This is a genomic window from Streptococcus pseudopneumoniae ATCC BAA-960 = CCUG 49455, assembly GCF_002087075.1.
Classification (GTDB): domain Bacteria; phylum Bacillota; class Bacilli; order Lactobacillales; family Streptococcaceae; genus Streptococcus; species Streptococcus pseudopneumoniae.
This window is the reverse complement of sequence record NZ_MWSM01000037.1, coordinates 1-20,327: the sequence shown is the minus strand read 5'-3', so window position 1 is coordinate 20,327 and position 20,327 is coordinate 1. Positions and strand designations below refer to the sequence as shown.

At 40.0% G+C, this 20,327-nt stretch carries 21 protein-coding genes and 1 pseudogene; 2 read left to right on the top strand and 20 right to left on the bottom strand.

Going from position 1 to position 20,327, the window contains the following annotated elements:
• From B4W83_RS08410 to rplM, 14 genes and pseudogenes are all read right to left on the bottom strand, one after another.
• A pseudogene (locus B4W83_RS08410) lies at nt 1-219 on the bottom strand (PBECR4 domain-containing protein); the annotation flags it as partial.
• A 761-nt stretch (nt 220-980) separates the two neighbouring features.
• Nucleotides 981-1,406, bottom strand: a complete 426-nt coding sequence (locus B4W83_RS08405; RefSeq protein ID WP_000204075.1) for a PIN domain-containing protein — start codon at nt 1,404-1,406, stop codon at nt 981-983.
• Nucleotides 1,399-2,145 (bottom strand): ImmA/IrrE family metallo-endopeptidase, encoded by a 747-nt coding sequence (locus tag B4W83_RS08400; RefSeq protein WP_306343017.1) that lies wholly within the window; start codon nt 2,143-2,145, stop codon nt 1,399-1,401. Before B4W83_RS08400 ends, B4W83_RS08405 begins: the two co-directional genes overlap by 8 nt.
• A gap of 12 nt (nt 2,146-2,157) precedes the next feature.
• Nucleotides 2,158-2,502, bottom strand: a complete 345-nt coding sequence (locus B4W83_RS13700) for a helix-turn-helix domain-containing protein (protein WP_001056000.1) — start codon at nt 2,500-2,502, stop codon at nt 2,158-2,160.
• 370 nt (nt 2,503-2,872) lie between these two features.
• Nucleotides 2,873-3,823 (bottom strand): N-acetylmuramoyl-L-alanine amidase family protein, encoded by a 951-nt coding sequence (locus B4W83_RS08390; RefSeq protein ID WP_000401884.1) that lies wholly within the window; start codon nt 3,821-3,823, stop codon nt 2,873-2,875.
• Between the two features lie 374 nt (nt 3,824-4,197).
• Nucleotides 4,198-5,568 (bottom strand): MATE family efflux transporter, encoded by a 1,371-nt coding sequence (locus B4W83_RS08385; RefSeq protein WP_001036247.1) that lies wholly within the window; start codon nt 5,566-5,568, stop codon nt 4,198-4,200.
• 114 nt (nt 5,569-5,682) lie between these two features.
• Nucleotides 5,683-6,849, bottom strand: coding sequence for a recombinase RecA (recA, locus tag B4W83_RS08380; protein WP_001085465.1), 1,167 nt, complete (start codon nt 6,847-6,849; stop codon nt 5,683-5,685).
• Between the two features lie 54 nt (nt 6,850-6,903).
• Complete coding sequence (locus tag B4W83_RS08375) at nt 6,904-8,160, bottom strand: competence/damage-inducible protein A (RefSeq protein WP_000642684.1); 1,257 nt, start codon at nt 8,158-8,160, stop codon at nt 6,904-6,906.
• Between the two features lie 83 nt (nt 8,161-8,243).
• Nucleotides 8,244-9,260: a glycopolymer--peptidoglycan transferase LytR gene (gene lytR / locus B4W83_RS08370; RefSeq protein WP_000239274.1), complete on the bottom strand. Its 1,017-nt coding sequence runs from the start codon at nt 9,258-9,260 to the stop codon at nt 8,244-8,246.
• 7 nt (nt 9,261-9,267) lie between these two features.
• Complete coding sequence (locus B4W83_RS08365) at nt 9,268-9,786, bottom strand: GNAT family N-acetyltransferase (protein WP_000455532.1); 519 nt, start codon at nt 9,784-9,786, stop codon at nt 9,268-9,270.
• On the bottom strand, nt 9,776-10,219 hold the full coding sequence (gene tsaE / locus B4W83_RS08360; RefSeq protein WP_000288246.1) for a tRNA (adenosine(37)-N6)-threonylcarbamoyltransferase complex ATPase subunit type 1 TsaE: 444 nt from the start codon (nt 10,217-10,219) through the stop codon (nt 9,776-9,778). The genes B4W83_RS08365 and tsaE overlap by 11 nt, the downstream gene beginning before the upstream one ends.
• 189 nt (nt 10,220-10,408) lie before the next feature.
• Nucleotides 10,409-11,029 carry a hypothetical protein gene (locus B4W83_RS08355; protein WP_000855698.1) on the bottom strand — a complete coding sequence of 207 codons (621 nt, stop codon included), beginning with the start codon at nt 11,027-11,029 and terminating at the stop codon, nt 10,409-10,411.
• A 317-nt stretch (nt 11,030-11,346) separates the two neighbouring features.
• Nucleotides 11,347-11,739 (bottom strand): 30S ribosomal protein S9, encoded by a 393-nt coding sequence (gene rpsI / locus B4W83_RS08345; RefSeq protein ID WP_000075973.1) that lies wholly within the window; start codon nt 11,737-11,739, stop codon nt 11,347-11,349.
• Between the two features lie 19 nt (nt 11,740-11,758).
• Nucleotides 11,759-12,205 carry a 50S ribosomal protein L13 gene (rplM, locus tag B4W83_RS08340; RefSeq protein WP_001044624.1) on the bottom strand — a complete coding sequence of 149 codons (447 nt, stop codon included), beginning with the start codon at nt 12,203-12,205 and terminating at the stop codon, nt 11,759-11,761.
• Between the two features lie 354 nt (nt 12,206-12,559).
• Between rplM and B4W83_RS08335 the strand changes: the two genes are divergently transcribed.
• Nucleotides 12,560-12,877 carry a DUF960 domain-containing protein gene (locus B4W83_RS08335; RefSeq protein WP_000886037.1) on the top strand — a complete coding sequence of 106 codons (318 nt, stop codon included), beginning with the start codon at nt 12,560-12,562 and terminating at the stop codon, nt 12,875-12,877.
• 160 nt (nt 12,878-13,037) lie between these two features.
• Here B4W83_RS08335 and folK read toward each other — a convergent pair whose 3' ends face one another.
• The 6 genes from folK to B4W83_RS08300 form a co-directional block, all read right to left on the bottom strand.
• Nucleotides 13,038-13,850 (bottom strand): 2-amino-4-hydroxy-6-hydroxymethyldihydropteridine diphosphokinase, encoded by an 813-nt coding sequence (gene folK, locus B4W83_RS08325; protein WP_000372512.1) that lies wholly within the window; start codon nt 13,848-13,850, stop codon nt 13,038-13,040.
• A gap of 158 nt (nt 13,851-14,008) precedes the next feature.
• Nucleotides 14,009-14,563 (bottom strand): GTP cyclohydrolase I FolE, encoded by a 555-nt coding sequence (gene folE, locus B4W83_RS08320; RefSeq protein ID WP_000380916.1) that lies wholly within the window; start codon nt 14,561-14,563, stop codon nt 14,009-14,011.
• Nucleotides 14,544-15,866 (bottom strand): bifunctional folylpolyglutamate synthase/dihydrofolate synthase, encoded by a 1,323-nt coding sequence (locus tag B4W83_RS08315; protein WP_000657461.1) that lies wholly within the window; start codon nt 15,864-15,866, stop codon nt 14,544-14,546. Before B4W83_RS08315 ends, folE begins: the two co-directional genes overlap by 20 nt.
• A 1-nt stretch (nt 15,867) precedes the next feature.
• On the bottom strand, nt 15,868-16,842 hold the full coding sequence (gene folP, locus B4W83_RS08310; RefSeq protein ID WP_000240957.1) for a dihydropteroate synthase: 975 nt from the start codon (nt 16,840-16,842) through the stop codon (nt 15,868-15,870).
• A gap of 93 nt (nt 16,843-16,935) precedes the next feature.
• Nucleotides 16,936-17,643 carry a CPBP family intramembrane glutamic endopeptidase gene (locus B4W83_RS08305; protein ID WP_000660471.1) on the bottom strand — a complete coding sequence of 236 codons (708 nt, stop codon included), beginning with the start codon at nt 17,641-17,643 and terminating at the stop codon, nt 16,936-16,938.
• 52 nt (nt 17,644-17,695) lie between these two features.
• Nucleotides 17,696-19,114 carry an NCS2 family permease gene (locus tag B4W83_RS08300; RefSeq protein WP_000359272.1) on the bottom strand — a complete coding sequence of 473 codons (1,419 nt, stop codon included), beginning with the start codon at nt 19,112-19,114 and terminating at the stop codon, nt 17,696-17,698.
• A 189-nt stretch (nt 19,115-19,303) separates the two neighbouring features.
• Between B4W83_RS08300 and B4W83_RS08295 the strand changes: the two genes are divergently transcribed.
• Complete coding sequence (locus B4W83_RS08295; protein WP_000162353.1) at nt 19,304-20,116, top strand: Cof-type HAD-IIB family hydrolase; 813 nt, start codon at nt 19,304-19,306, stop codon at nt 20,114-20,116.
• Nucleotides 20,117-20,327: the final 211 nt, after the last annotated feature.

Genomic DNA, 20,327 nt, shown 5'->3' with positions numbered 1-20,327 from the left:
AAACTGGCTTGAAGCCATAATAAAAACACCAGCTTGAATAGCAGGTATTGTTTGACTAGCATAATCTCGTGTGATTTTGTGCAAGCCAAATAAGTGATGTAAATCAGTCAAGCAAAAATCTACTTCGAAAGTCTCTAAATGCTTATAATTCGTTGATACTTGACATGTTTTTCCATCGAATTTCTCTTGATAATCTAAAATACAATCAAGTAATTTCAACGACAAACTCCATATTTTCTCAAAATAAAAAAAGCACGGGGCAGTTCTCACTACTGCCCAAAGTGGATGATTAGAGTCGGCTTCTCTAACTCCCTATGTTGTGCTTATTAGGCTTATCGCAAGGGAACAGTTTTTAGCTCTGCCAAGCCACATAGCGTGCTTACTACTATGTGTCCATGTCTCCATGGATTGCCGAGCGGTTTAACGACGTTTTGGGAGTCGGGATAACGAGAAAAGTGATACTTTTACGTTTTTTCCAACTTAATTATGACATCTTTCTTTCAAAAAGTCAATATTTATCGCTTTCTTTAACGAAAAAAATCCCACAAGAACGAATCCTGTGGGGAGATACACATTTTAGAAAAGCTTTCCTTTATTCTACTATTTTTCTTGTATTTTATCATTCAGTATGATAAAATACAAGTTTTTTGATAAAATAACCAAAAACTACTCGCTATCCCTTCTCACATTACCCTACATATCGTTTGACATGCGACTAATCGTTCAAGGAAACTTCAAGGACAACTTTTCTCTCATCCCCTATGTAGGTCATTTCTACTCTTATAGGCTCAATTTGACACTTTTCTTCTTCGAATTGCTCATATTCCTCCTGAATAGTAAGTTCGATTTATCCAAATTTATTTTTGTCTATTTTGATGAACACTTCCACGAAGATAGTCTGAAAATGAATTTGCACCAATTTTTCTTCTCTTTTTAAGCATATTATTCCAGATATGATTGCCCTCTTGTTCAGTAATAAATTACGCTTTAAACGCTTCAATCAGTATATCTCCTGTCGTCATATGTTCTAAAGAAAATTCTTCTACATATGGTTGAACATCTCTTAGGTTATTACTTCCTAATATCCCGTTATGCTTTTTCGCTAAGGAAATAGAAGCCGCTTCTCCCTTACCAATAACCTTGTTACTATCATGATTTCTTGTTAAATTTCTATATAATGCGTATTCTTCAGTTCCAATGTCTATGCTCACAATCTCAGCTGAACCCTTAGCTACTAACTGGTCTATCCTAGATTTTAAATGGGGGATTGTAGGTATATTGATTTCATCATACACCTCTTGTGGAATAACAATTTTACCCGAATAGAGCTTTTCTAAAAGATGTTCAGTGCCAACCCATAAAAATGCTGAAATACAATCTGTATCAATAAATACACGACTAGTCAAACGACAACTCCCCCTCTTCATCTAGCCCATATACAATATCATATCTGAAAGCATCTAGTAGCAGTTCCTCATACTTCCCTTGCGAAATTCTGTTATTTTCTAAAAGTTGTTCAGTCGATTTAATATAGTGTCCTAATACCATTTCCTTTTTACTTTCTGACAAAGGACGATATAAACTTGTATCATAGCCTAATCTTGAAGCTGTCTCTATAACACTAATATCCATATTTTTAATTTCTTCTGCATCAAGGTATCCATCATTCCGCAATCTATATAACATATCTTTATGACTGATACCATAAAACTGACCCAATTTTATAATATCTTCTACTTCAAGATGAGTTCTATTAGCATTTTCTCTGATTTCCTCAACCATCCTATACAGTGAAGATGGGGAAACTAAAAAATATGAAGCAAACTGATCCGCTTTTCTTTCAGTTTCATCTCCTTCACCAATCAAGATAAGACTGACTGAACTCTTCTTCACCTCATCATAATAAAGATGATACAGTTCATGTGCTAAAGAAAATCCTTGTCTTCCTAATGACATGTCTGAATTGATTACAATGAGACTTGACTGAGTTCCTTTATAACAGACTCCGCTAATATTCTTTCCGAGTCCATAAAATACCAGCGTCAAATTCTCTATCTTTTGTACCAATTTAAAAATATCTATCGGCGCTTCACCGTCAGCTCCCAACTTTTTTCTAAGATTTGAAGCTTTATTACTTAAATCCATTTTATCAATCATTTATTTTGTCTCCAATAGCTGATCTATCTCAAATTGATTCAATACAATTTTATTGATTTTCGCTAAAACTTTAAGATCTTGGTCTACTATTTTATTTTTTCTAAACGATATGACACACTGTTGTTCAGCTTGTTCGCCAAACAAAAGATATTCAACCGTACAGCAAAACAGGGCAGATAGTTTCTCAATAACATCCGACGTGATATTCCTTTCACCTTTTTCCATTTTGGCAATCATGCTTTGATTCAAAGACAAATATTCAGCAATCTTATCTTGAGTAAGATTTGAAGATATTCTAAGTTCTTTTATTCTTTTTCCAACATCACATACATTTATCATATTCATACACCTCTCATAAAAAGAATAGCACACTCTTGTCATAAAGTAAATTTTTTAAATAAAAAAATTATGACAAAACAAGGAAGCAATTTATTGATACTGCTTAAAAATCCAAAATTGATGATAGTAAACCTATTCGATGAGTTCCTATCAAAAATCGTATCTTCAACCTCAAAACAGTACTTAAAGCTATCCGACTCGATTTACATTGTCAAATTTAGATTTTATTTTAGCATAACTTTCTAGTTTGCTTTTTGATTTTTATTTAATATAGTAGCAAAAATTGAAGGAAATATCTCCACAAGAAAACGCATACTATTAAGCTTTTTCAAGACCTAATAATATGCGCTGTTCTGATTTGAAAGACATTCCATTATTATTTTACTGTTATCAAGCCTTCAGGCTCGACTGTAAATTCTGGTTTTTCTGCTATCGTGCCATCTTCTTTAAGGTAATACCAGCCATCATTTGATTTGACAAAGGCATTAGAAACCATGTCCCCATTTTGACTATCAAGATAGTACCAAGTCTCCTTGTATTTGATCCAGCCTGTTTTCATAGCACCTTCTCCATCGAAATAGTACCACTTCTCAGCGATTTTCTTCCAGCCTGTCGCCATTTCGCCTGACTGGTCAAACCAGTACCAGTTGCCGTCTGTGTGCTTCTTCCAGCGGTCTGCAAGCATATATCCTGAACCGTCAAAGTAATACCAGGTACCATTAACTTTCTCAAACTTATCTTTTGGATAAGAACCATCTGAGTGTACATACCAGGTGCCAGTATCGTTCTGTCGCCATCCTGCTTCAATCGTCAAGCCGTTTTCAATATCCTGCTTGAATTGCTCACGACTAATGCCCCAGCTTGCAAGATAAGGATAAGGGTCAACATGATCTGAGTTGTTGTCAGGTTGGTTATTGGTGCAATATTCGTGTGTCTTGATACCTGCTAAATCAGCAGTATCAAGCGTTTTAGGTATCCCAGCCTCGTCTGCTAGATTACGCAAGAGTTCGATATAGAGACGATAGTCAATCAGAAACTCTTCTTTCGATTCATGGCTTTCAATCAGTTCAACTTGTGCATAACCTTCTGCATTCCAACCGCCCCCAACGTCCCAGGCACCATTATCAACAGGTCCTACCTGCATAACACGACCATTACCGACTACGTGAGAAAAGAAGCCCAATTCAGGATCTTTTCTGTAATGGTAGTCAGCCTCATTTTGAACCGTTGAATTACGGTTGCCTGTGGAATGGGCATGGACTTGCCTATATGGTTGCACGCCGACTTGAGGCAAATCTGTTCTTAATTTACTCACATCAATTTCCATATTTTACTCCTTATCAATTAAAACAACTTATTTTTTACAATCCAGAGCTAGAAACTCCTTTATTTCTACCTCATAAAGAATACAATCCTAGTCACGATTGGGCTTGTAGATAGAACTTCAAAACGCACTATTTTGACACTGTAAATAGGACTGATAAGGTCTGCATCCTATCTACAATAACACCCCAGACTAAAAAGCTTTTCAAAAGTATATTTTTACAGTCTCTATATGTCCTTTTCATAAATACTATACTTTATTATATCATATAAAAGAAGTCAAAAGTCTGTTAAACTATTTTCAAGACCAAACTAAAGATAACAGCACAAGTTTTTTCGATTTTCACTAGAGGAAATGGATTTTATTAGCAAATACAGCTAGGAGAGCACTTTGGTTGCCAAGATGGCCTTACCTTCTTTTATCAAGGGGTGACGGAACAGTGAGAAGTACAGTTGGATGGTCATGGTAACCCAGATGAGGGGTTCACAAAGAATAACTCCCTTATAGCCCGCCCAAGGGATAATCAAGACCACAAAAGCGATTTTCCCGATTAGTTCGATAAAACTAGAAACCAGAGGAAGGATTTTTTGCCCCAAACCCTGCAAACAATTGCGATAAATCAACAAGAGGCTCAAAATGGGATAAAAGGCTGAACTAATTTGCAGATAGAGACTTCCATTTTCTATCAAGTAACCATCTGTCGAACTAGCCAAGAAGGAAACCAAGGCTGGACTGGCAAAAAAGAGGAAAACACAAACAAAAACTGCCCAGGATATACTTAAACGACTGCCGATTCGAAGGCCTTGAACAATACGGTCTGGGCGCTTAGCACCTAAATTCTGAGAAGCAAAGGTCGTCATCGAAGCAGAAATAGCAGTCATCGGAAGAAGGGCGAAGGCCATAATGCGTCGAGCCGCCGTTTGTGCACTTATAATCACTGCGCCAAAGGTATTGACAGAAGACTGTAAAATCACACTGCCGATGGACACAATTGAACTCATCAAGCCCATAGCCAAACCTTGCTCCAAGAGATCTGCGTACAAGGACTTATCCCATTTGAAATGCTTGCGCTGAGGCAAAAGTTCTGGCACACTCTTACAGATATAATAAAAGCAAAGAACCGCTGATAAACCTTGCGAAATAATGGTAGCAAGTCCCGCGGATTGAACTCCCAGATGCAGTTGCGTAATAAAATAGAGATCCAGAACCACATTAACCAGAGCAGAAAAAATCAAAAATCCAAGGGCAGCTAGACTGTCCCCAATGGACTGCAACAAACCTGCAAAAAGATTATAGGCAAAGCTGACACCGACACAAGTCACAATCATAGAAATATATTGATAGGACTGGGGAAGGATTTCAGCAGGGGTATCTAGGTACTGTAAAAGAGGATACAAACCAAGAAAGCCCAGCAGCATCACTACAACACTCAAAAGAGCCCCTAAAATCCAGGTGGATGCTACTGCTTCCTTGATTTTAGTGAAATTCCGAGCTCCATAATAACGGGCAATGACAATCCCCATGCCATTTCCAACACCAAGAGTAAAACCTACAATCAGGTCAAAAATCGCTGTCGTCGCCCCTACCGCTGCCAAGGAGTCTTGTCCAAGAAAACGTCCAACAATCAAGACATCAGCAGTGTTATAGAGTTGCTGAAAGATATTAGACAGCAAGATTGGGAAGGCAAAACTCAAGAGAGAAGGAAGAATCGGACCATGTATCAGGTCCACTGTTCGTTTTTTATTCATAAGGCTATTACATCAGCTTTCTAGTGGAGCCACAAGAAACAGCAAACTATAGTCAATCTGAAATCTTGAATCAAAAATCGAAAAAGTAGCGGATTTCTCCACTACTTTAACAGCTTATTCTTCAATTTCGATTTCAAGTTCATCGCCTAGGTCAAGTGTCACTTCTTCATTCACAGAATCTGCTTGAACTGCTTCATCTTTTTTGTTTTCAGTATCTTGTTCTGAAGCTTCTTCTCCATCAATCAAGCCAAATTTAGAACGGACTTGCTTATCAATTTCATCAAAGATTTCTGGGTGCTCTGCCAAGTATTTCTTAGAATTCTCAGAACCCTGACCGATTTTTTCATCCTTGTAAGAATACCAAGCTCCTGCTTTTTTGATAATATCCAAGTCGCTTGCAATCTTCAAGAGTTCACCAGTCTTAGAAATTCCTTCTCCGTACATAATTTCAACTACGGTTTCCTTAAACGGTGGAGCTACCTTATTTTTTACAACCTTAATCTTAGTTTCTTTACCGACATTGGTTTCTTTTTGGTCACCAGTTCCCTTAATTTGTGTGTTACCACGAACATCTAAGCGGACTGAAGCATAGAATTTCAAAGCACGTCCGCCAGGTGTTGTTTCTGGATTTCCAAACATGACCCCAACTTTTTCACGCAATTGGTTGATAAAGATAGCAATTGTTTTGGTTTTATTGATAGAAGCACCAAGTTTACGCATGGCCTGACTCATCATACGGGCCTGCAAACCAACGTGGCTATCACCGATATCTCCATCAATCTCCGCACGAGGTACAAGGGCCGCAACTGAGTCGACCACGACAAGATCTACAGCACCTGAGTCAATCAATTTTCCTGCAATTTCAAGACCTTGCTCTCCTGAGTCTGGTTGTGACAAGAGCAATTCGTCAATGTTAACACCAAGGGCCGCAGCATAAGCTGGGTCAAGGGCATGCTCCGCATCGATAAAGGCTGCAATCCCACCTTCTTTTTGCGCTTGTGCAACTGCATGAAGGGCAACCGTCGTCTTACCAGATGACTCTGGTCCATAGATTTCGATGATACGTCCCTTAGGATAACCACCTGAACCAAGGGCAATGTCAAGAGCTAAAGAACCTGAGCTCATCACTTGCACCTTTTGCTCCGCACGTTCACCCAAACGCATGATTGATCCTTTACCAAAGTCTTTCTCAATCAATTTAAGAGCATCATTCAAGGCCTTTTCACGTTCTGCCCCAAATTTTTTTGAAATTTCTTCTAATTTTTTTGGTTTTTTCGCCATTCTATTCTCCTACATTCTAATGATCCTCAGACCTATCTACTATTATATCAAAAGTTAGTCACTTAATAAAGCCTTGCGAACTAGGTTAAAGGCATGCATAACAGCAATGTGACGTACATCTGCTCGACTTCTGCCTCCAATATTGACCTTGATAACCTCAGTTCCTTGCTCTCGAGCCAAGCCTATGAAGACTGTCCCAGCTGGATGCCCTTCTAGGCTATCTGGCCCTGCCACTCCAGTCAAACTAATTCCAAAATCAGATTGAGTCTTGTTTCGTGCCTGCTCAGCCATCTTCTGTGCTGTAAATTCAGATACCACACTCTGTTCTTCCAAATCCTTGACAGGAATATCCAACATTTTTGATTTTTCCTCCAAGCTATAGGTCACAAAACCACCCTTAAATATACTTGAAGCTCCTGAAAAATCCGCTACCCTAGCTTGGAAAAGACCTGCCGTCAAACTCTCTGCAGCCGTGATGGTTTTCCCTTGTTTTTTCAGTTCTTCTACCACAATGCTGGCTAAACTGGACTCTTCCCCATAACCATAACAAAGGTCTCGTAAAGAAAGTCCTTCAAAGGTCTGGCGATCCAAGATTTGATGTTCCAAAATATCCAGCACTTGATTCGCCTCTTCTTGACTGCTAGCCTTTGTTGACAGACGCAAGGTTACCTCTCCTGTCTTGGCATAAGGTGCCAAGGTCGGATCGGTCTGATTATCAATTAAATCAGCCAAAATCGTCACCAACTGGCTCTCGCCAATCCCAAAGAAACGAAGAACCCGGGAATACAGCTTACTCCCCGTCATCAACTTGGGTAGAAGTTGGTTTAAGACCATAGGCTTCAATTCACTTGGCGGACCAGGAAGGACAACGTAGGTCACTCCATCTACTTCTAGTATTCCTCCCACAGCCAGCCCCGTTTCGTTTGGCAGTGGAGTCGCTCCTTCTACAATTTGGGCTTGTCTTTCGTTATTCGGTGTTCGGGCATAATCTGGTCGCTGGGCGAAAAAGACATCTAACTTCTCCTGAGCCTGAGGATCGAAGACTAATTCTTTCCCTAAAAATTTAGCCAGAGTTTGTTTGGTCAAATCGTCCTCAGTCGGCCCTAAACCACCTGTCAAAATCACCAGACTGCTACGTTGACTGGCAATCTCAAGCAAAGACAAGAGACGGGCTTCGTTGTCTCCTACAGCCGTCTGAAAATATACATCTACCCCAATCTCTGCTAGTTTTTCTGATAAAAACTGAGCATTAGTGTTGACAATCTGTCCTGTCAAAATCTCTGTTCCAACAGCAATGATTTCTGCTTTCATGTTTCCTCCTACCTATCTATTCGTATTTTTTTGAAAAAATCGCAGGAAATTTCCCACGATTGATTTTTTATTTGTATCAAAAGTTAATTATCTTCATCACCAACAGGTGCTCTGCCAAATAAATCTTCAAATAAGACCGCATTGGTTTCAAGCTGAGTGACTTCTTCTTGTCCCAAAGAACGTCGGAGTAGATTTTGCATTTCCAACATATGGGCTCTCGAAACAATCTGGTAAGAAACACCTTGAAGCATCTCTCCTTCACCCTGCAACTGCTGAGTTTCAATGGTTTTAAATGAATCTTTATAGCCTAGCAAGTTAGGGATACTTTTTGCAGACAAATCAATATTGGTCTGCATATTGTCACTCAAAGCTTTTAGAATCTCTTGATAATGACCAACACTATTTAAACTGAGAGCTTTTTCCATGACTTTTTGAATAACTTCACGTTGACGTTTTTGACGACCATAATCCCCCTCAGGATCTTGGTAACGCATTCGTGCATAGACTAGGGCTTCTTCTCCCCCAATATGTTGCTCCCCAACACCGATAGAAATGGTATTAAATTCTTCTTGGTCACTGATAGAAATTGGGAAACCTAGGGTATTATTGACTGTAATACCACCTACTGCATCCACTAGTTTTTGTAACCCTTTCATATTGACCATCACATAGCGATCAATATGGATATTCATCATTTTTTGAATGGTTTCTATAGCAAGCTCTGCTCCACCATCTGCATATGCTGAATTCAGTTTCGCTTCATGAGCCTGACCATTCCCTGATTCAATGCGGGTCAGAATATCCCGCTCTAAACTCATCATTGTTGTTTTTTTCGTTTTAGGATTCACTGTCATCAAGATCATGCTATCACTTCTACCGACCCAAGTTTCAGTTCGTTCAGCATTTCCGGTGTCCACTCCCATTAACAGAATGGTTAGAGGTTCAGTCGCTTCAATAACCTTGGTTTCTTCGCCGATTTTTTTATAGGTTTTAGCTAAGGTTTCTGTCCCTTGTTGATAAATAGTATAAGCAAAAATACCTGCTCCTACTACAGTTACAGAAAGTAAAGCTAGCACCATTCCAATAATTTTTTTAACCATATTTCTACTAATCTATCAGTTTACCCATCAAGTAAACATCGATAAATTTCCCTTCTTCTATATATGCTCCACGCTCTTGGCGACCTTCAATTACAAAGCCATGCTTTTGATACAGATGAACTGCTGCTTGATTACGAGTTTGGACAGTCAGCTGGAGACGACGCAGAATGCCACTTGCTTGTGCCCACTCTATCGCTTCTTCTAGCAACAAACTTCCCAATCCATTATTCCAATATCTTTTTCCAATCACAATGAAGAGATCTCCAATATGATGGACTCTCTTGCGCTGGTCAGCTGTAATATTTACAATACCAGCAATTTTATCATTTAAGAATGCAAGTAAGGTTATCTGATTGTCCGAACTAGCTTGCTTGTTGAGGAATACTTCAATCTCCTCACTGGTCAAGAGAATACCATCTCCGTCTAAGCTGGTAAAATCTGTCTCCAAACTTACACGATTTAAAAAGGCCACTAATTCAGCTGCATCTTTAGGCTCTGCTTCCCTAATGAGCAATTCATACTCCATGTTGAAGCTCCTCTAAGAGTTTTTCTGCACGCAAACCCTTTGCCTGAAAATTTAAACGACGTCCATCTGCTTCTTTTAGAATTTCCAATTCTAAATAAGTATCTGGCAAGGCATCTCCTAAGAGATTTCCCCACTCGATGACAGTCACTCCGCCACCAAAGAGAAACTCATCCAAGTCGATAGAATCCGCATCTCCTTCAATACGATAAACATCTAAATGGAAAAGCGGAAGACGCCCCTCATACTCTCTTACGATAGTATAGGTTGGACTTTTAATCATTTGAGAAATCTGTAAACCTTTAGCAAGTCCTTTAGTAAAGGTCGTTTTACCTGCACCCAGTTCTCCAGTTAAGATTAAAACATCATTCTTTGCTAATAGATGACCCAAACGCTCCCCTAAGGATTGTAGCTCTTCTTCATTTTTTGTGTACATACTCTTATTATACCAAAAACTTTTCTTTTGTGTCTATTTTCCTGCTAAACTTATACTCAATGAAAATCAAAGAGCAAACTAGGAAGCTAGCCGCAGGCTGTACTTGAGTACGGCAAGGCGACGCTGACGTAGTTTGAAGAGATTTTCGAAGAGTATTACCATCATAACATCCATAAAAACAAGCTTTCTCTAAAAGAAAATGAGCGTAGCAATGACCAATACAAGATCTCGGAAAATATGACCATAAAAGGAAACTTCCTTCTTGACCGAATTTGGGACAAGATAGGCTGCAAAAAACAAACCCAGTCCAATATACATCAGAAGAGAGACAATGGTCATTGGATTTCTTAAAAAGAGAAGTGTTGCTAAAATAGTCACCAACACTGTCTTTTTTCTGTCTAGCATAGCAAGAAAATCGCGCATGTATTTTTTCAAGGGTAAAAAAATCAGCAAATCTAGCCCAAATAGAAAGAAAAAGGATGGCAATAAAAAGTCAACTAATTCTTGCTGCAGCGTATTTTTAATGAACAAGTTATCTGACAAGACAAGGACAGCTCCTAATAAATTAATTAAGAGTAACATACTGTAAAAAAGCTTCACTGACTTCTTACTGGCTAGGACACTATGGACTTCTTGCTTACGGGTATAAAGATAATTTACTCCAGCACAGATTCCTGAAACGAAGACCATACTTCCGATGAAAAAAGCTGTACTTTGTTTAAAGGACAAGATGCATTCCTTCCATAGAAAACAGCTACTCAAACTGATTTGAATTAAAGCTAACAAAAATAAGATTCTCATTGTTTTCATCTTTTCTCTCCCTTCCTACCAATCATTATACTAGGAGAAAAGAGAGAACTGTTTTCAATCTTCTCAAATGTCTCTTTTAGACGCTAAACAAACATGAGAGACTACTACTCAATGAAAATCAAAGAGCAAACTAGGAAGCTAGCCGCAGGTTGCTCGAAACACTGTTTTGAGGTTGTAGATAGAACTGATGTGGTTTGAAAAGATTTTCGAAGAGTATAAAGTCGCAACAACTGTGTCAATTGCACCAATTTAGTAAGAAAGTATAAAAAAAGAACACCCCGAAAGGTGCTCTGTATAAGTATAGTAATTCTTTCGAATTAACGTTTACTAAATTGTGATGCTTTACGAGCTTTCTTAAGACCTGGTTTCTTACGTTCAACTTTACGTGAGTCACGTGTAAGAAGTCCTGCACGTTTCAATGAATCGCGGAAGTCTGGGTCTACTTGAAGAAGGGCACGAGCGATACCGTGACGGATAGCTCCTGATTGACCAGCGTATCCACCACCTACAACATTAACGAAAACGTCGTATGAACCTACAGTTGAAGTAACTGCGAATGGTTGGTTGATGACAAGACGAAGGTCAGCGTGTGGGATGTACTCTTCAACATCTTTTTTGTTAACAGTGATTTTACCAGTTCCTGGAACAAGGCGAACGCGTGCAACAGCGTTTTTACGACGTCCAGTACCTGCATATTGTGCTTGTGACATACTTTATTTGTTCCTTTCCTTAGATAAGTCCTGAAATGTCAAGAACTTCTGGTTGTTGTGCAGCATGAGTGTGCTCAGCTCCAACAAATACTTTCAACTTCATACCTTGAGCGCGTCCAAGTGTATTGTGTGGAAGCATACCTTTAACTGATTTCTCGATCAAACGTACTGCATTTTTAGAACGAAGTTCACCTGCAGAGATTTGTTTCAATCCACCTGGGTGGTTTGAGTGAGTGTAGTAGATTTTATCAGTTGCTTTTTTACCAGTTAATTTAACTTTTTCAGCATTGATAACAATCACAAAGTCACCTGTATCAGTGTGTGGTGTAAATGTTGGTTTGTTTTTTCCGCGAAGTACGCTAGCAACTACTGCAGAAAGACGTCCAAGTGGTACATCAGTTGCGTCAACTACGTACCATTTACGTTCAACTTGGCCTGGTTTAGCCATAAATGTTGTTTTGTTCATGATTTCTCCTATATATAGTTCGATTTTTGTTTACGGTGATGGGTGTTCCTTCCCATCGAAAAGTATTTGGAAGGTTCCGGGGCCTTTCAAATGGGGTAAACAATACCGCCTACTATCATACCAAATTTCACCCCTAAAAGTCAATAGATATGAAAAATATTTTTCGGTAACTTCTCAAAGTAACTGAAAGTTATATAATCAAGTTAATTTGGGAATTTACCTATTAACTTCGGGAGATTTTTGGGATTTTTTCCTTATTTTTCCCTGTAGCTAAAATCCTTTTCAAAAAATTACCTTTTCTTGATTTTTAATCCTATTTGTTGTATGATAAGGGAAAAGAAAGGGGGCAAAAATATGGCTTTTACCAATACCCAAATGAGATCGGCTAGTTTTGGCATTGTTACCAGCTTGCCTGATGATGTCATTGACTCTTTTTGGTATATTATTGACCACTTCTTAAAAAATGTCTTTGAATTGGAAGAAGAACTCGAGTTTCAATTGCTCAATAACCAAGGAAAAATTACCTTCCACTTCTCAAGTCAACACCTCCCTACAGCCATTGATTTTGATTTTAACCATCCCTTTGACCCTCTTTATCCCCCCAGAGTCTTGGTTTTAGACATGGACGGTAGAGAAACTATCCTACTCCCAGAAGAAAATGACCTATTTTAATACTCAATGAAAATCAAAGAGCAAACTAGGAAGCTAGCCGCAGGCTGCTCAAAACACTGTTTTGAGGTTACAGATGGAAGCTGACGTAGTTTGAAGAGATTTTCGAAGAGTATAAAAACTCTAGCCTTCAGTTACAAACGACTGAAAACTAGAGTTTTTTCTATTGTTTCAAAGCATTATACAAGTTGCGGATCGGTTGCTTTAATGTCGGATGGATAAAATGAGGCGCAATTTCTTGTAGAGACTCAAGAACAAAAAGGCGTTCTGCTATGTAAGGATGGGGCAAGATAAGCTCATCTGTATAAATGGCCTGGTCCTCCACAAAGAGCAAGTCCAAATCAATCAAACGAGGTCCCCAATGCACTTCTCGCACCCGTCCCATCTCTGTCTCAATAGCCAACAATGTTTCTAACAAGACTGGGGCAGGCAACCATGTTTCTACCTCAACCACCTGATTAGCAAAGCTATCCTGCTCCACACCACCCCAAGGCTCCGTCGCTAAGACACTGGATTCTTTGAGAATATGGATACCTCGATTTCGCAGTTTATCAATGGCTTGTTTCAAGTTTGCTTGCTTATCTCCCATGTTGCTTCCTAGGGCGATAAAGGCTCGTTGCTTACGGCGATGGATGGTTACTGAGCATGTATCTAGTGGCAAATGCACTGGCGCCCAAGGCTTTTTCAGTTCCAACTTGATTTCTTGGACAAGAGGATAGGTCTCAAAAGTACGTTCTACCAGTTTATAGGCTACCGTTTCAATCAAATCCTCACTCGTTTCCTGAAACCAAGTCGTCCACTGCTGGCACAATTCTCCGTAATGGACAGAGGCTGCTAAATCCAAATCTGTCGCTGCCTTGGTCATATCATAGGATAGGATAGCTGAAACGACAAACTTCTGCCCCAATTCCTTCTCACTGGGAAAAAGACCATGATAGGCAAAAATTTCCAAATCCTTAATCTGCAGTTGATCCATAATGATTCCTTTCTAGAAAAATCCGCCCAAAGCGGATTCTTTTTATACTCAATGAAAATCAAAGTGCAAACTAAGAAGCTAGCCGTAGGCTGCTCAAAACACTGTTTTGAGGTTGCAGATGGAAGCTGACGTGGTTTGAATTTGATTTTCGAAGAGTATTATAGTCCCATTAAACGATAAGCCTGATCTCTAAGGTCCTTATCTGTTTCAAATAGACCACGAGCTACTGTCGTCAAGGTTGCAGTGCCTGGTTTTCTGACACCACGCATACTCATACACATATGTTCTGCCTCAATGACAACAAAGGCTCCCTTAGCTCCTAGATAGTCCATCAAGGCATCGGCCACTTCGATATTCAAACGTTCTTGAATTTGTGGCTTTTTCGAATAAACTTCAACCGTACGGGCTAGCTTAGACAAGCCTGCCACACGGCCATCTGGAATGTAGGCAATGTGCGCTCTACCATAAAATGGCAAGAAGTGGTGTTCACACATTGTATGGAAAAAAATATCCTTTTCTACCACCATATTATCATCAATAATCTCAAAGGATTTTGACAAATGTTCCTCCGCTGTTTGACCAAGACCTGAAAAAATCTCTTGGTACATACGAGCGACACGAGCAGGTGTTTCCTGTAAGCCCTCGCGGTTAGCGTCCTCTCCGACAGCCTCGATAATCATTTTTACAGCTGCTTCAATCTTTTGTGTATCCATTTTCATTCTTCCTCTCCATCAGATAGGCTCTCACTTGGCTCAAGAAATACAAGGAACCTGTGACAATCCTAACTGTTTGTTTCTCTTCTTTTTTATCTGTCAATTTCTGCTCTAGAAAATCCTGCCAACCTTGGTAGCTGAGATTTCTAGACTTAGCTGCCTCTTTCAGCACGCTTTCATCAGTCGCCCGACTATCGTCAAAATGTGTCAAAGTAAGCTCGGTATCTGGCATGGCCCCCAGCAAGTCCAACATATCCTCCAAGGCCTTGGTTTTAATACAAGTAAAGAGGATTTCCTTATGATAATCCGCAAAGCGTTCTTGCAAGGTTGCTAATAAAGCCTTGATAGCATGGGGATTGTGGGCCCCATCCAAGATCATCAAGGGATCTCTTGACACGATTTCCAAACGCCCTGGCCAACTTGTTTCTTCCAAGGCTTGAGCAAGCAAGTCATTGCTTGCTAGTTCTCGACCATCTTCTTGACAAAAAGTATCAAGTAAAGCTATGGCCATCCCAGCATTCTCTATTTGGTACAAACCAAGTAAACCTGTCTGGAAGCGACCTTGTCTGACAGCACTTGTATAGTCAAAGACTTCGCCTGTCACCACACTCTTTTGATGGCTGACCTGATAATCTGCCCCGTAGGCAAGTCTCGGCGCATCTTTCCCTTCTGCAATGCGGTCAATCACAGCCAAAGCATCTGGAGAAATGCGACCTGTCACCAAGGAAATACCTTGTTTGATAATACCAGCTTTCTGCTCTGCTATGGCTTCCAAGGTGTCACCAAGTAGAGCCACATGATCCAATCCAATAGTCGTGATTCCTGTCAAAATGGGCTGACAGACATTGGTACTATCTAAAAGTCCACCCATGCCGACTTCCATGATAGCCACGTCTACTTGCTCCGAGGCAAAGTAATCATAGGCTATGGCTGTGATAATCTCAAACTCGGTTGTCCCCTGCAAATTGGCGACCGCTTCTCCCTCCAGCAAAGACTGATAGTCTGCCATGAGGGCTTCTAGTCTAGCCTCTGGAATGGATCCCCCATTGATGCTAATCTGGTCTGTATAATGAATGAGATAGGGCGAGCTAAACACGCCAACTCTCAGCCCTAGCTTTTTCAGCATATTTGTCAAAAAAGCAATGGTCGAACCCTTGCCGTTGGTCCCTCCGATATGGATGACCTTGAGTTTGAGATGGGGATTGCCACGCAAAGCTAACAGTTCCACCATTCGTTCCAAGCCAAAATGCGGTTGATCCGTCCGGTAGTTAGCAATCCACTGATTGTTTTCAAATTCTTTCATCTTATTTGTATTGTTTTAAATCTAAATTTTCCGCTTCATCAGCCAGACGAATAGCGGAAGCAATTTCAACTGCCATCCTGTGATTAGCTACGTCATGCACGCGCACCACTTCTACACCCTGTCTCGCAGCGATACTAGTTACATGAGCCGAAGCCGTGTCCCGATTACGGAAACCAATTTCTGTCTCAGGATTGACTTCAAAACCATTTTCTTCAAGGATATTGATGACAAACCGCTTGCGCGACACTCCAAGAAAGATTGGATAGCCTTTCTGATGTAGTTTATCCAGATCCCGTAAAAGAAGCAGATTTTCTTTCTTGGTCAGACCAAAGCCAATTCCTGGATCCAGCAGGATGTTTTCTTGAGCAATACCAGCTTCCTCTGCTCTCGTTAGTGCTCTGTCAAAGAAAGCCTCCATCAAGTCTTCGATTGGCAATGTTTCAAAGTCAGCTAACTCTTCCTCTGTAAAAGCTTGACCAAAGCCAAAATGAGGGAAGATGAGCGAGCTAGGATGCTGAGGTCGCGCCATGACTGGATTAAACATAATGACTACTTTCGCTCCAGCCTTTGCAACCACATGGGCCATTTTTTCATCACCCATGAGACCAGTGATATCATTGACTAGATTGGCACCAGCAGCCAAAGCAGCTTCTGCTACTTGACTCTTCCAAGTATCAATGGAGATGAGGACATCACTTTCCTTGCGAATAGCTTTAATCACTGGAACAACACGCTGGATTTCCTCTTCTATCTCAACATAGCTACTTCCCGGCCGAGTCGATTCTCCGCCGATATCTAGCATACTAGCTCCTTCTGCTATCAATTTACGAGCCTGCTGGAGTGCCTGCTCAAGAGCAAAAAATTGACCACCATCCGAAAAGGAGTCTGGGGTTACATTGATAATACCGCAAATAGCTGTCTTTGCATGATTGGCTTTACTTGACATATCAGTCACTCCCTCAAGGCTTTTCACCATATTATTTCTCTATTTTACCATAAAAAGAAAAAGATGGACACGATTGCATTCATCTTTTTCCCAGTAGAAACAAGTAAGCAATTGTCAAAAATATTAAACAGAAATCCCTAATGTCCGACTCAAAATTACCACGAGAGTCAACAAACAGAAAACAACCCCATTAACAATCATGTGAAGTAAGATAGACATTTCCAAACGTTGGGTCTTGTAAGCCGTCCAAGACAGAACGATCGACATAACTCCATAAATCAATAAAGAAGGTAAATTACTCGGTTGATGCAATAAAGCAAACACAACCGTACCGACTACAAATCCCAAGTTCTCTTTTCCTCGGAAAATCTTTTTAGGAACAATCCCACGGCACAAGATTTCCTCACAAATTGGAGCAAGCAAGGCCAACAAGAAGAAACTGGAAATCAGAGAACTATTCTGAACCATATCGTTAATCTGAGACTGGTTACTTGTTGTCGTCTCATTTGACAGTTGTAACAAGATAGAACCAAGTATATTTGAACAGATAATGACTAAATAACTCAAGCCCAATCGTGCCAAATCCTTAGCTCTAAAAAATGAAAAATTAAAACTTGCTAATTGCGTTTTACGAGCTCCAATAATAAATAGCACCAGAACCACAATCGAAATACCAGCAACTATCAGTCCTGACTGTAATAGCGGTACTTCTCTTAAGGTTAAAATAGCAGTAACCCCTATAGGAATCTGATATAAAATTGTCGCCAGCAAAAAGATTAACAGCCAGCCTGCACGATTCAATAATTCTTTCCACATATTTTTCTCTTTCATCACCTATCTCCTTTGTATTCAAAAAGGGGGAAAATCCCCCTGGGTTATCCTATTATAAGGCCATGCTGATGTAGTTCAGGATAAACAAGGCATCCAAAATCCAAATCATGACATGAACATCTTTAGCTTGACCTTTGACAAGCTTAGTCAAAGTGTAAGTCAAGAAACCAACTGCAATCCCTTGAGTGATAGAGTAGCTGAATCCCATAAAGATAGATGTGAAGAAGGCAGGAACTGCTTCAGACATATCATCCCAATGGATATTTTTCAAGCTAGCCAGCATCATAATCCCAACGATAATCAAGATTGGAGCTGTAGCGGCTGTTGGTACAATCGCTAGAAGTGGGCTAAAGAAGCTTGAGATCACAAAACAGATTGCCACGACCAAGGCTGTCAAACCAGTACGTCCACCTGCACCAATACCAGCAGCAGACTCAACATAAGTCGTTACGTTCGAAGTACCTGCGATGGCACCAATTGAAGTACCAATCAAGTCAGAGTAAAGAGCCTTGTCTAACTTAGCTGATTGATGATTTTCACCATTTGTCGCTACGATACCAACTTTTTCACCTGTACCGATCAAGGTACCAATTGTATCAAAAATATCTGTCAATGAGAAGGCAAGAATGGCCATCAGAGTTTCAGGCAAGCGAGCTGTATCTGAAATCAAAGCTCCCAAACCTTCTGAACCAAGAGCTGCACCAAAGATTGTCTTCAAATCTTCAAAAGCTGCACCAACATGGTTATTAGCAAAATCGATGCTTGACAAATCTACCAAACCAACTGCAATAGCAAGAACAGTTGTTGTCAAGATAGAGAGGATAATTCCCCCTTTAATCCCTTTGATGACAAAGAAGATAGTAATGGCAAGTCCTGCAAGAGCCACCAAAACAGCTGGATTATTAAAGCTGACCAATCCTGGAACTGCTGAAGAGTTTGCCGCAATCGTTGCTTGAGCTTTGTCAGCCCCTTCTCCTACAACAGTATAGTTGCCTGGATCAATCGTGAATTTCAAAAGTCCAGCATTCTTAATTCCTACATAGGCAAGGAAGACACCGATACCAGCTGAAATAGCTGAGCGAAGGGCATTTGGAATCGATTCAATGATCATTTTACGAACATTTGTCAAGGTAATAATCAATGAAATAATCCCACAGATGAAGACCATAGCTAGGGCTTCTTGCCAAGAATAACCAAGTCCAAATACAACTGTAAAGGTAAAGAAGGCATTCAGCCCCATACCTGGCGCTTGAGCGTATGGCAAGTTAGCATAAAAAGCCATCATCAAGGTACCCGCTACTGCACCAATAATCGTTGCTAGGAAGACACCCTGAGCAGGCATCCCTGTTTGCGAAAGAATTTGTGGGTTTACAAAGAGAATATAGCTCATTGCAAAGAAAGTTGTTAAACCAGCGAGAACCTCTGTACGAACGTCTGTACCGTTCTCTTTTAGTTTAAATAATTTGTCCATTATCAATCTCCTTTTAATTTTTACGAACAATAATAGAATTATATCATTTATCATTCACTTTTTCAATGTCTTTGTTTGATTTGTTTAAGAAATTAATCCAATTTCATTTTTTGTTTGGAATCTGCTTTTCTGCCTGCTTTCTGTTATAATAGAAGACATCTTATCTGAAAACACACTAGAAAGGTCCATATGACGAAAAAAATTATTGCAGTTGACCTAGATGGAACCCTGCTCAACTCAGACAGTCAAATTTCTGACTTTACCAAAAAAACCATCAAAAAAGTTGCTGAAAAAGGCCATCAGGTTATTATTACGACAGGTCGCCCTTACCGTATGTCAAAAGATTTTTACCGTGAACTGGGCTTAGACACTCCTATGATTAACTTCAACGGATCCCTTACTCATTTACCAGACCAAGTTTGGGATTTTGAAAAGTGTTTGACTGTAGACAAAAAATATCTGCTAGATATGGTTCAACGTTCAGAGGACATTCAAGCCGATTTTATCGCTGGAGAATATCGTAAAAAATTCTACATTACAAATCCCAATGAAGAAATTGCCAATCCCAAACTATTTGGTGTAGAAGCTTTCCAGCCTGAAGATCAATTCCAGCCTGAATTGGTGACCAAGGACCCTAACTGTATCCTCTTGCAGACCAGAGCCAGTGACAAATATGCCTTGGCAAAAGAAATGAACGCCTTCTACCAGCATCAACTTTCTATCAATACCTGGGGAGGTCCGCTCAATATCCTTGAATGTACCCCAAAAGGTGTCAACAAGGCCTTTGCTTTGGACTACTTGCTCAAGATAATGAATCGTGACAAAAAAGATTTGATTGCCTTTGGAGATGAACACAATGATACCGAAATGCTCGCTTTTGCTGGGAAGGGTTATGCCATGAAAAATGCCAATCCAGAGCTACTCCCTTATGCAGATGAGCAAATTTCCCTTACCAACGACCAAGATGGGGTTGCCAAAACCCTACAAGACTTATTCTTATAACCTATACTGATACTCAATGAGAATCAAAGAGCAAACTAGGAAGCTAGCCGTAGGTTGCTCAAAGCACTGCTTTGAGGTTGTAGATGAAGCTGACGTGGTTTGAAGAGATTTTCGAAGAGTATGACCAGCTTGCAAGCTGGTCTTTATGCTCTTTTCACAGTCTCATCAACCAGTTATACTCATCTACTTTCAAAAAGCATTCTAGTCCATC

What these genes read in the sequence shown, in the direction of transcription:
- recA (WP_001085465.1), bottom strand. Translation starts at nt 6,849, where the DNA reads ATGGCGAAAAAACCAAAAAAATTAGAAGAAATTTCAAAAAAATTTGGG.
- rpsI (WP_000075973.1), bottom strand. Translation starts at nt 11,739, where the DNA reads ATGTCACAAGCACAATATGCAGGTACTGGACGTCGTAAAAACGCTGTT.
- folK (WP_000372512.1), bottom strand. Translation starts at nt 13,850, where the DNA reads ATGGATCAACTGCAGATTAAGGATTTGGAAATTTTTGCCTATCATGGT.
- B4W83_RS08375 (WP_000642684.1), bottom strand. Translation starts at nt 8,160, where the DNA reads ATGAAAGCAGAAATCATTGCTGTTGGAACAGAGATTTTGACAGGACAG.
- B4W83_RS08295 (WP_000162353.1), top strand. Translation starts at nt 19,304, where the DNA reads ATGACGAAAAAAATTATTGCAGTTGACCTAGATGGAACCCTGCTCAAC.
- lytR (WP_000239274.1), bottom strand. Translation starts at nt 9,260, where the DNA reads ATGGTTAAAAAAATTATTGGAATGGTGCTAGCTTTACTTTCTGTAACT.
- B4W83_RS08355 (WP_000855698.1), bottom strand. Translation starts at nt 11,029, where the DNA reads ATGAAAACAATGAGAATCTTATTTTTGTTAGCTTTAATTCAAATCAGT.
- B4W83_RS08400 (WP_306343017.1), bottom strand. Translation starts at nt 2,145, where the DNA reads ATGGATTTAAGTAATAAAGCTTCAAATCTTAGAAAAAAGTTGGGAGCT.
- B4W83_RS13700 (WP_001056000.1), bottom strand. Translation starts at nt 2,502, where the DNA reads ATGAATATGATAAATGTATGTGATGTTGGAAAAAGAATAAAAGAACTT.
- B4W83_RS08365 (WP_000455532.1), bottom strand. Translation starts at nt 9,786, where the DNA reads ATGGAGTATGAATTGCTCATTAGGGAAGCAGAGCCTAAAGATGCAGCT.
- B4W83_RS08385 (WP_001036247.1), bottom strand. Translation starts at nt 5,568, where the DNA reads ATGAATAAAAAACGAACAGTGGACCTGATACATGGTCCGATTCTTCCT.
- B4W83_RS08305 (WP_000660471.1), bottom strand. Translation starts at nt 17,643, where the DNA reads ATGAAAGAGAAAAATATGTGGAAAGAATTATTGAATCGTGCAGGCTGG.
- rplM (WP_001044624.1), bottom strand. Translation starts at nt 12,205, where the DNA reads ATGAACAAAACAACATTTATGGCTAAACCAGGCCAAGTTGAACGTAAA.
- B4W83_RS08390 (WP_000401884.1), bottom strand. Translation starts at nt 3,823, where the DNA reads ATGGAAATTGATGTGAGTAAATTAAGAACAGATTTGCCTCAAGTCGGC.
- tsaE (WP_000288246.1), bottom strand. Translation starts at nt 10,219, where the DNA reads ATGTACACAAAAAATGAAGAAGAGCTACAATCCTTAGGGGAGCGTTTG.
- folE (WP_000380916.1), bottom strand. Translation starts at nt 14,563, where the DNA reads ATGGATACACAAAAGATTGAAGCAGCTGTAAAAATGATTATCGAGGCT.
- folP (WP_000240957.1), bottom strand. Translation starts at nt 16,842, where the DNA reads ATGGTGAAAAGCCTTGAGGGAGTGACTGATATGTCAAGTAAAGCCAAT.
- B4W83_RS08300 (WP_000359272.1), bottom strand. Translation starts at nt 19,114, where the DNA reads ATGGACAAATTATTTAAACTAAAAGAGAACGGTACAGACGTTCGTACA.
- B4W83_RS08315 (WP_000657461.1), bottom strand. Translation starts at nt 15,866, where the DNA reads ATGAAAGAATTTGAAAACAATCAGTGGATTGCTAACTACCGGACGGAT.
- B4W83_RS08335 (WP_000886037.1), top strand. Translation starts at nt 12,560, where the DNA reads ATGGCTTTTACCAATACCCAAATGAGATCGGCTAGTTTTGGCATTGTT.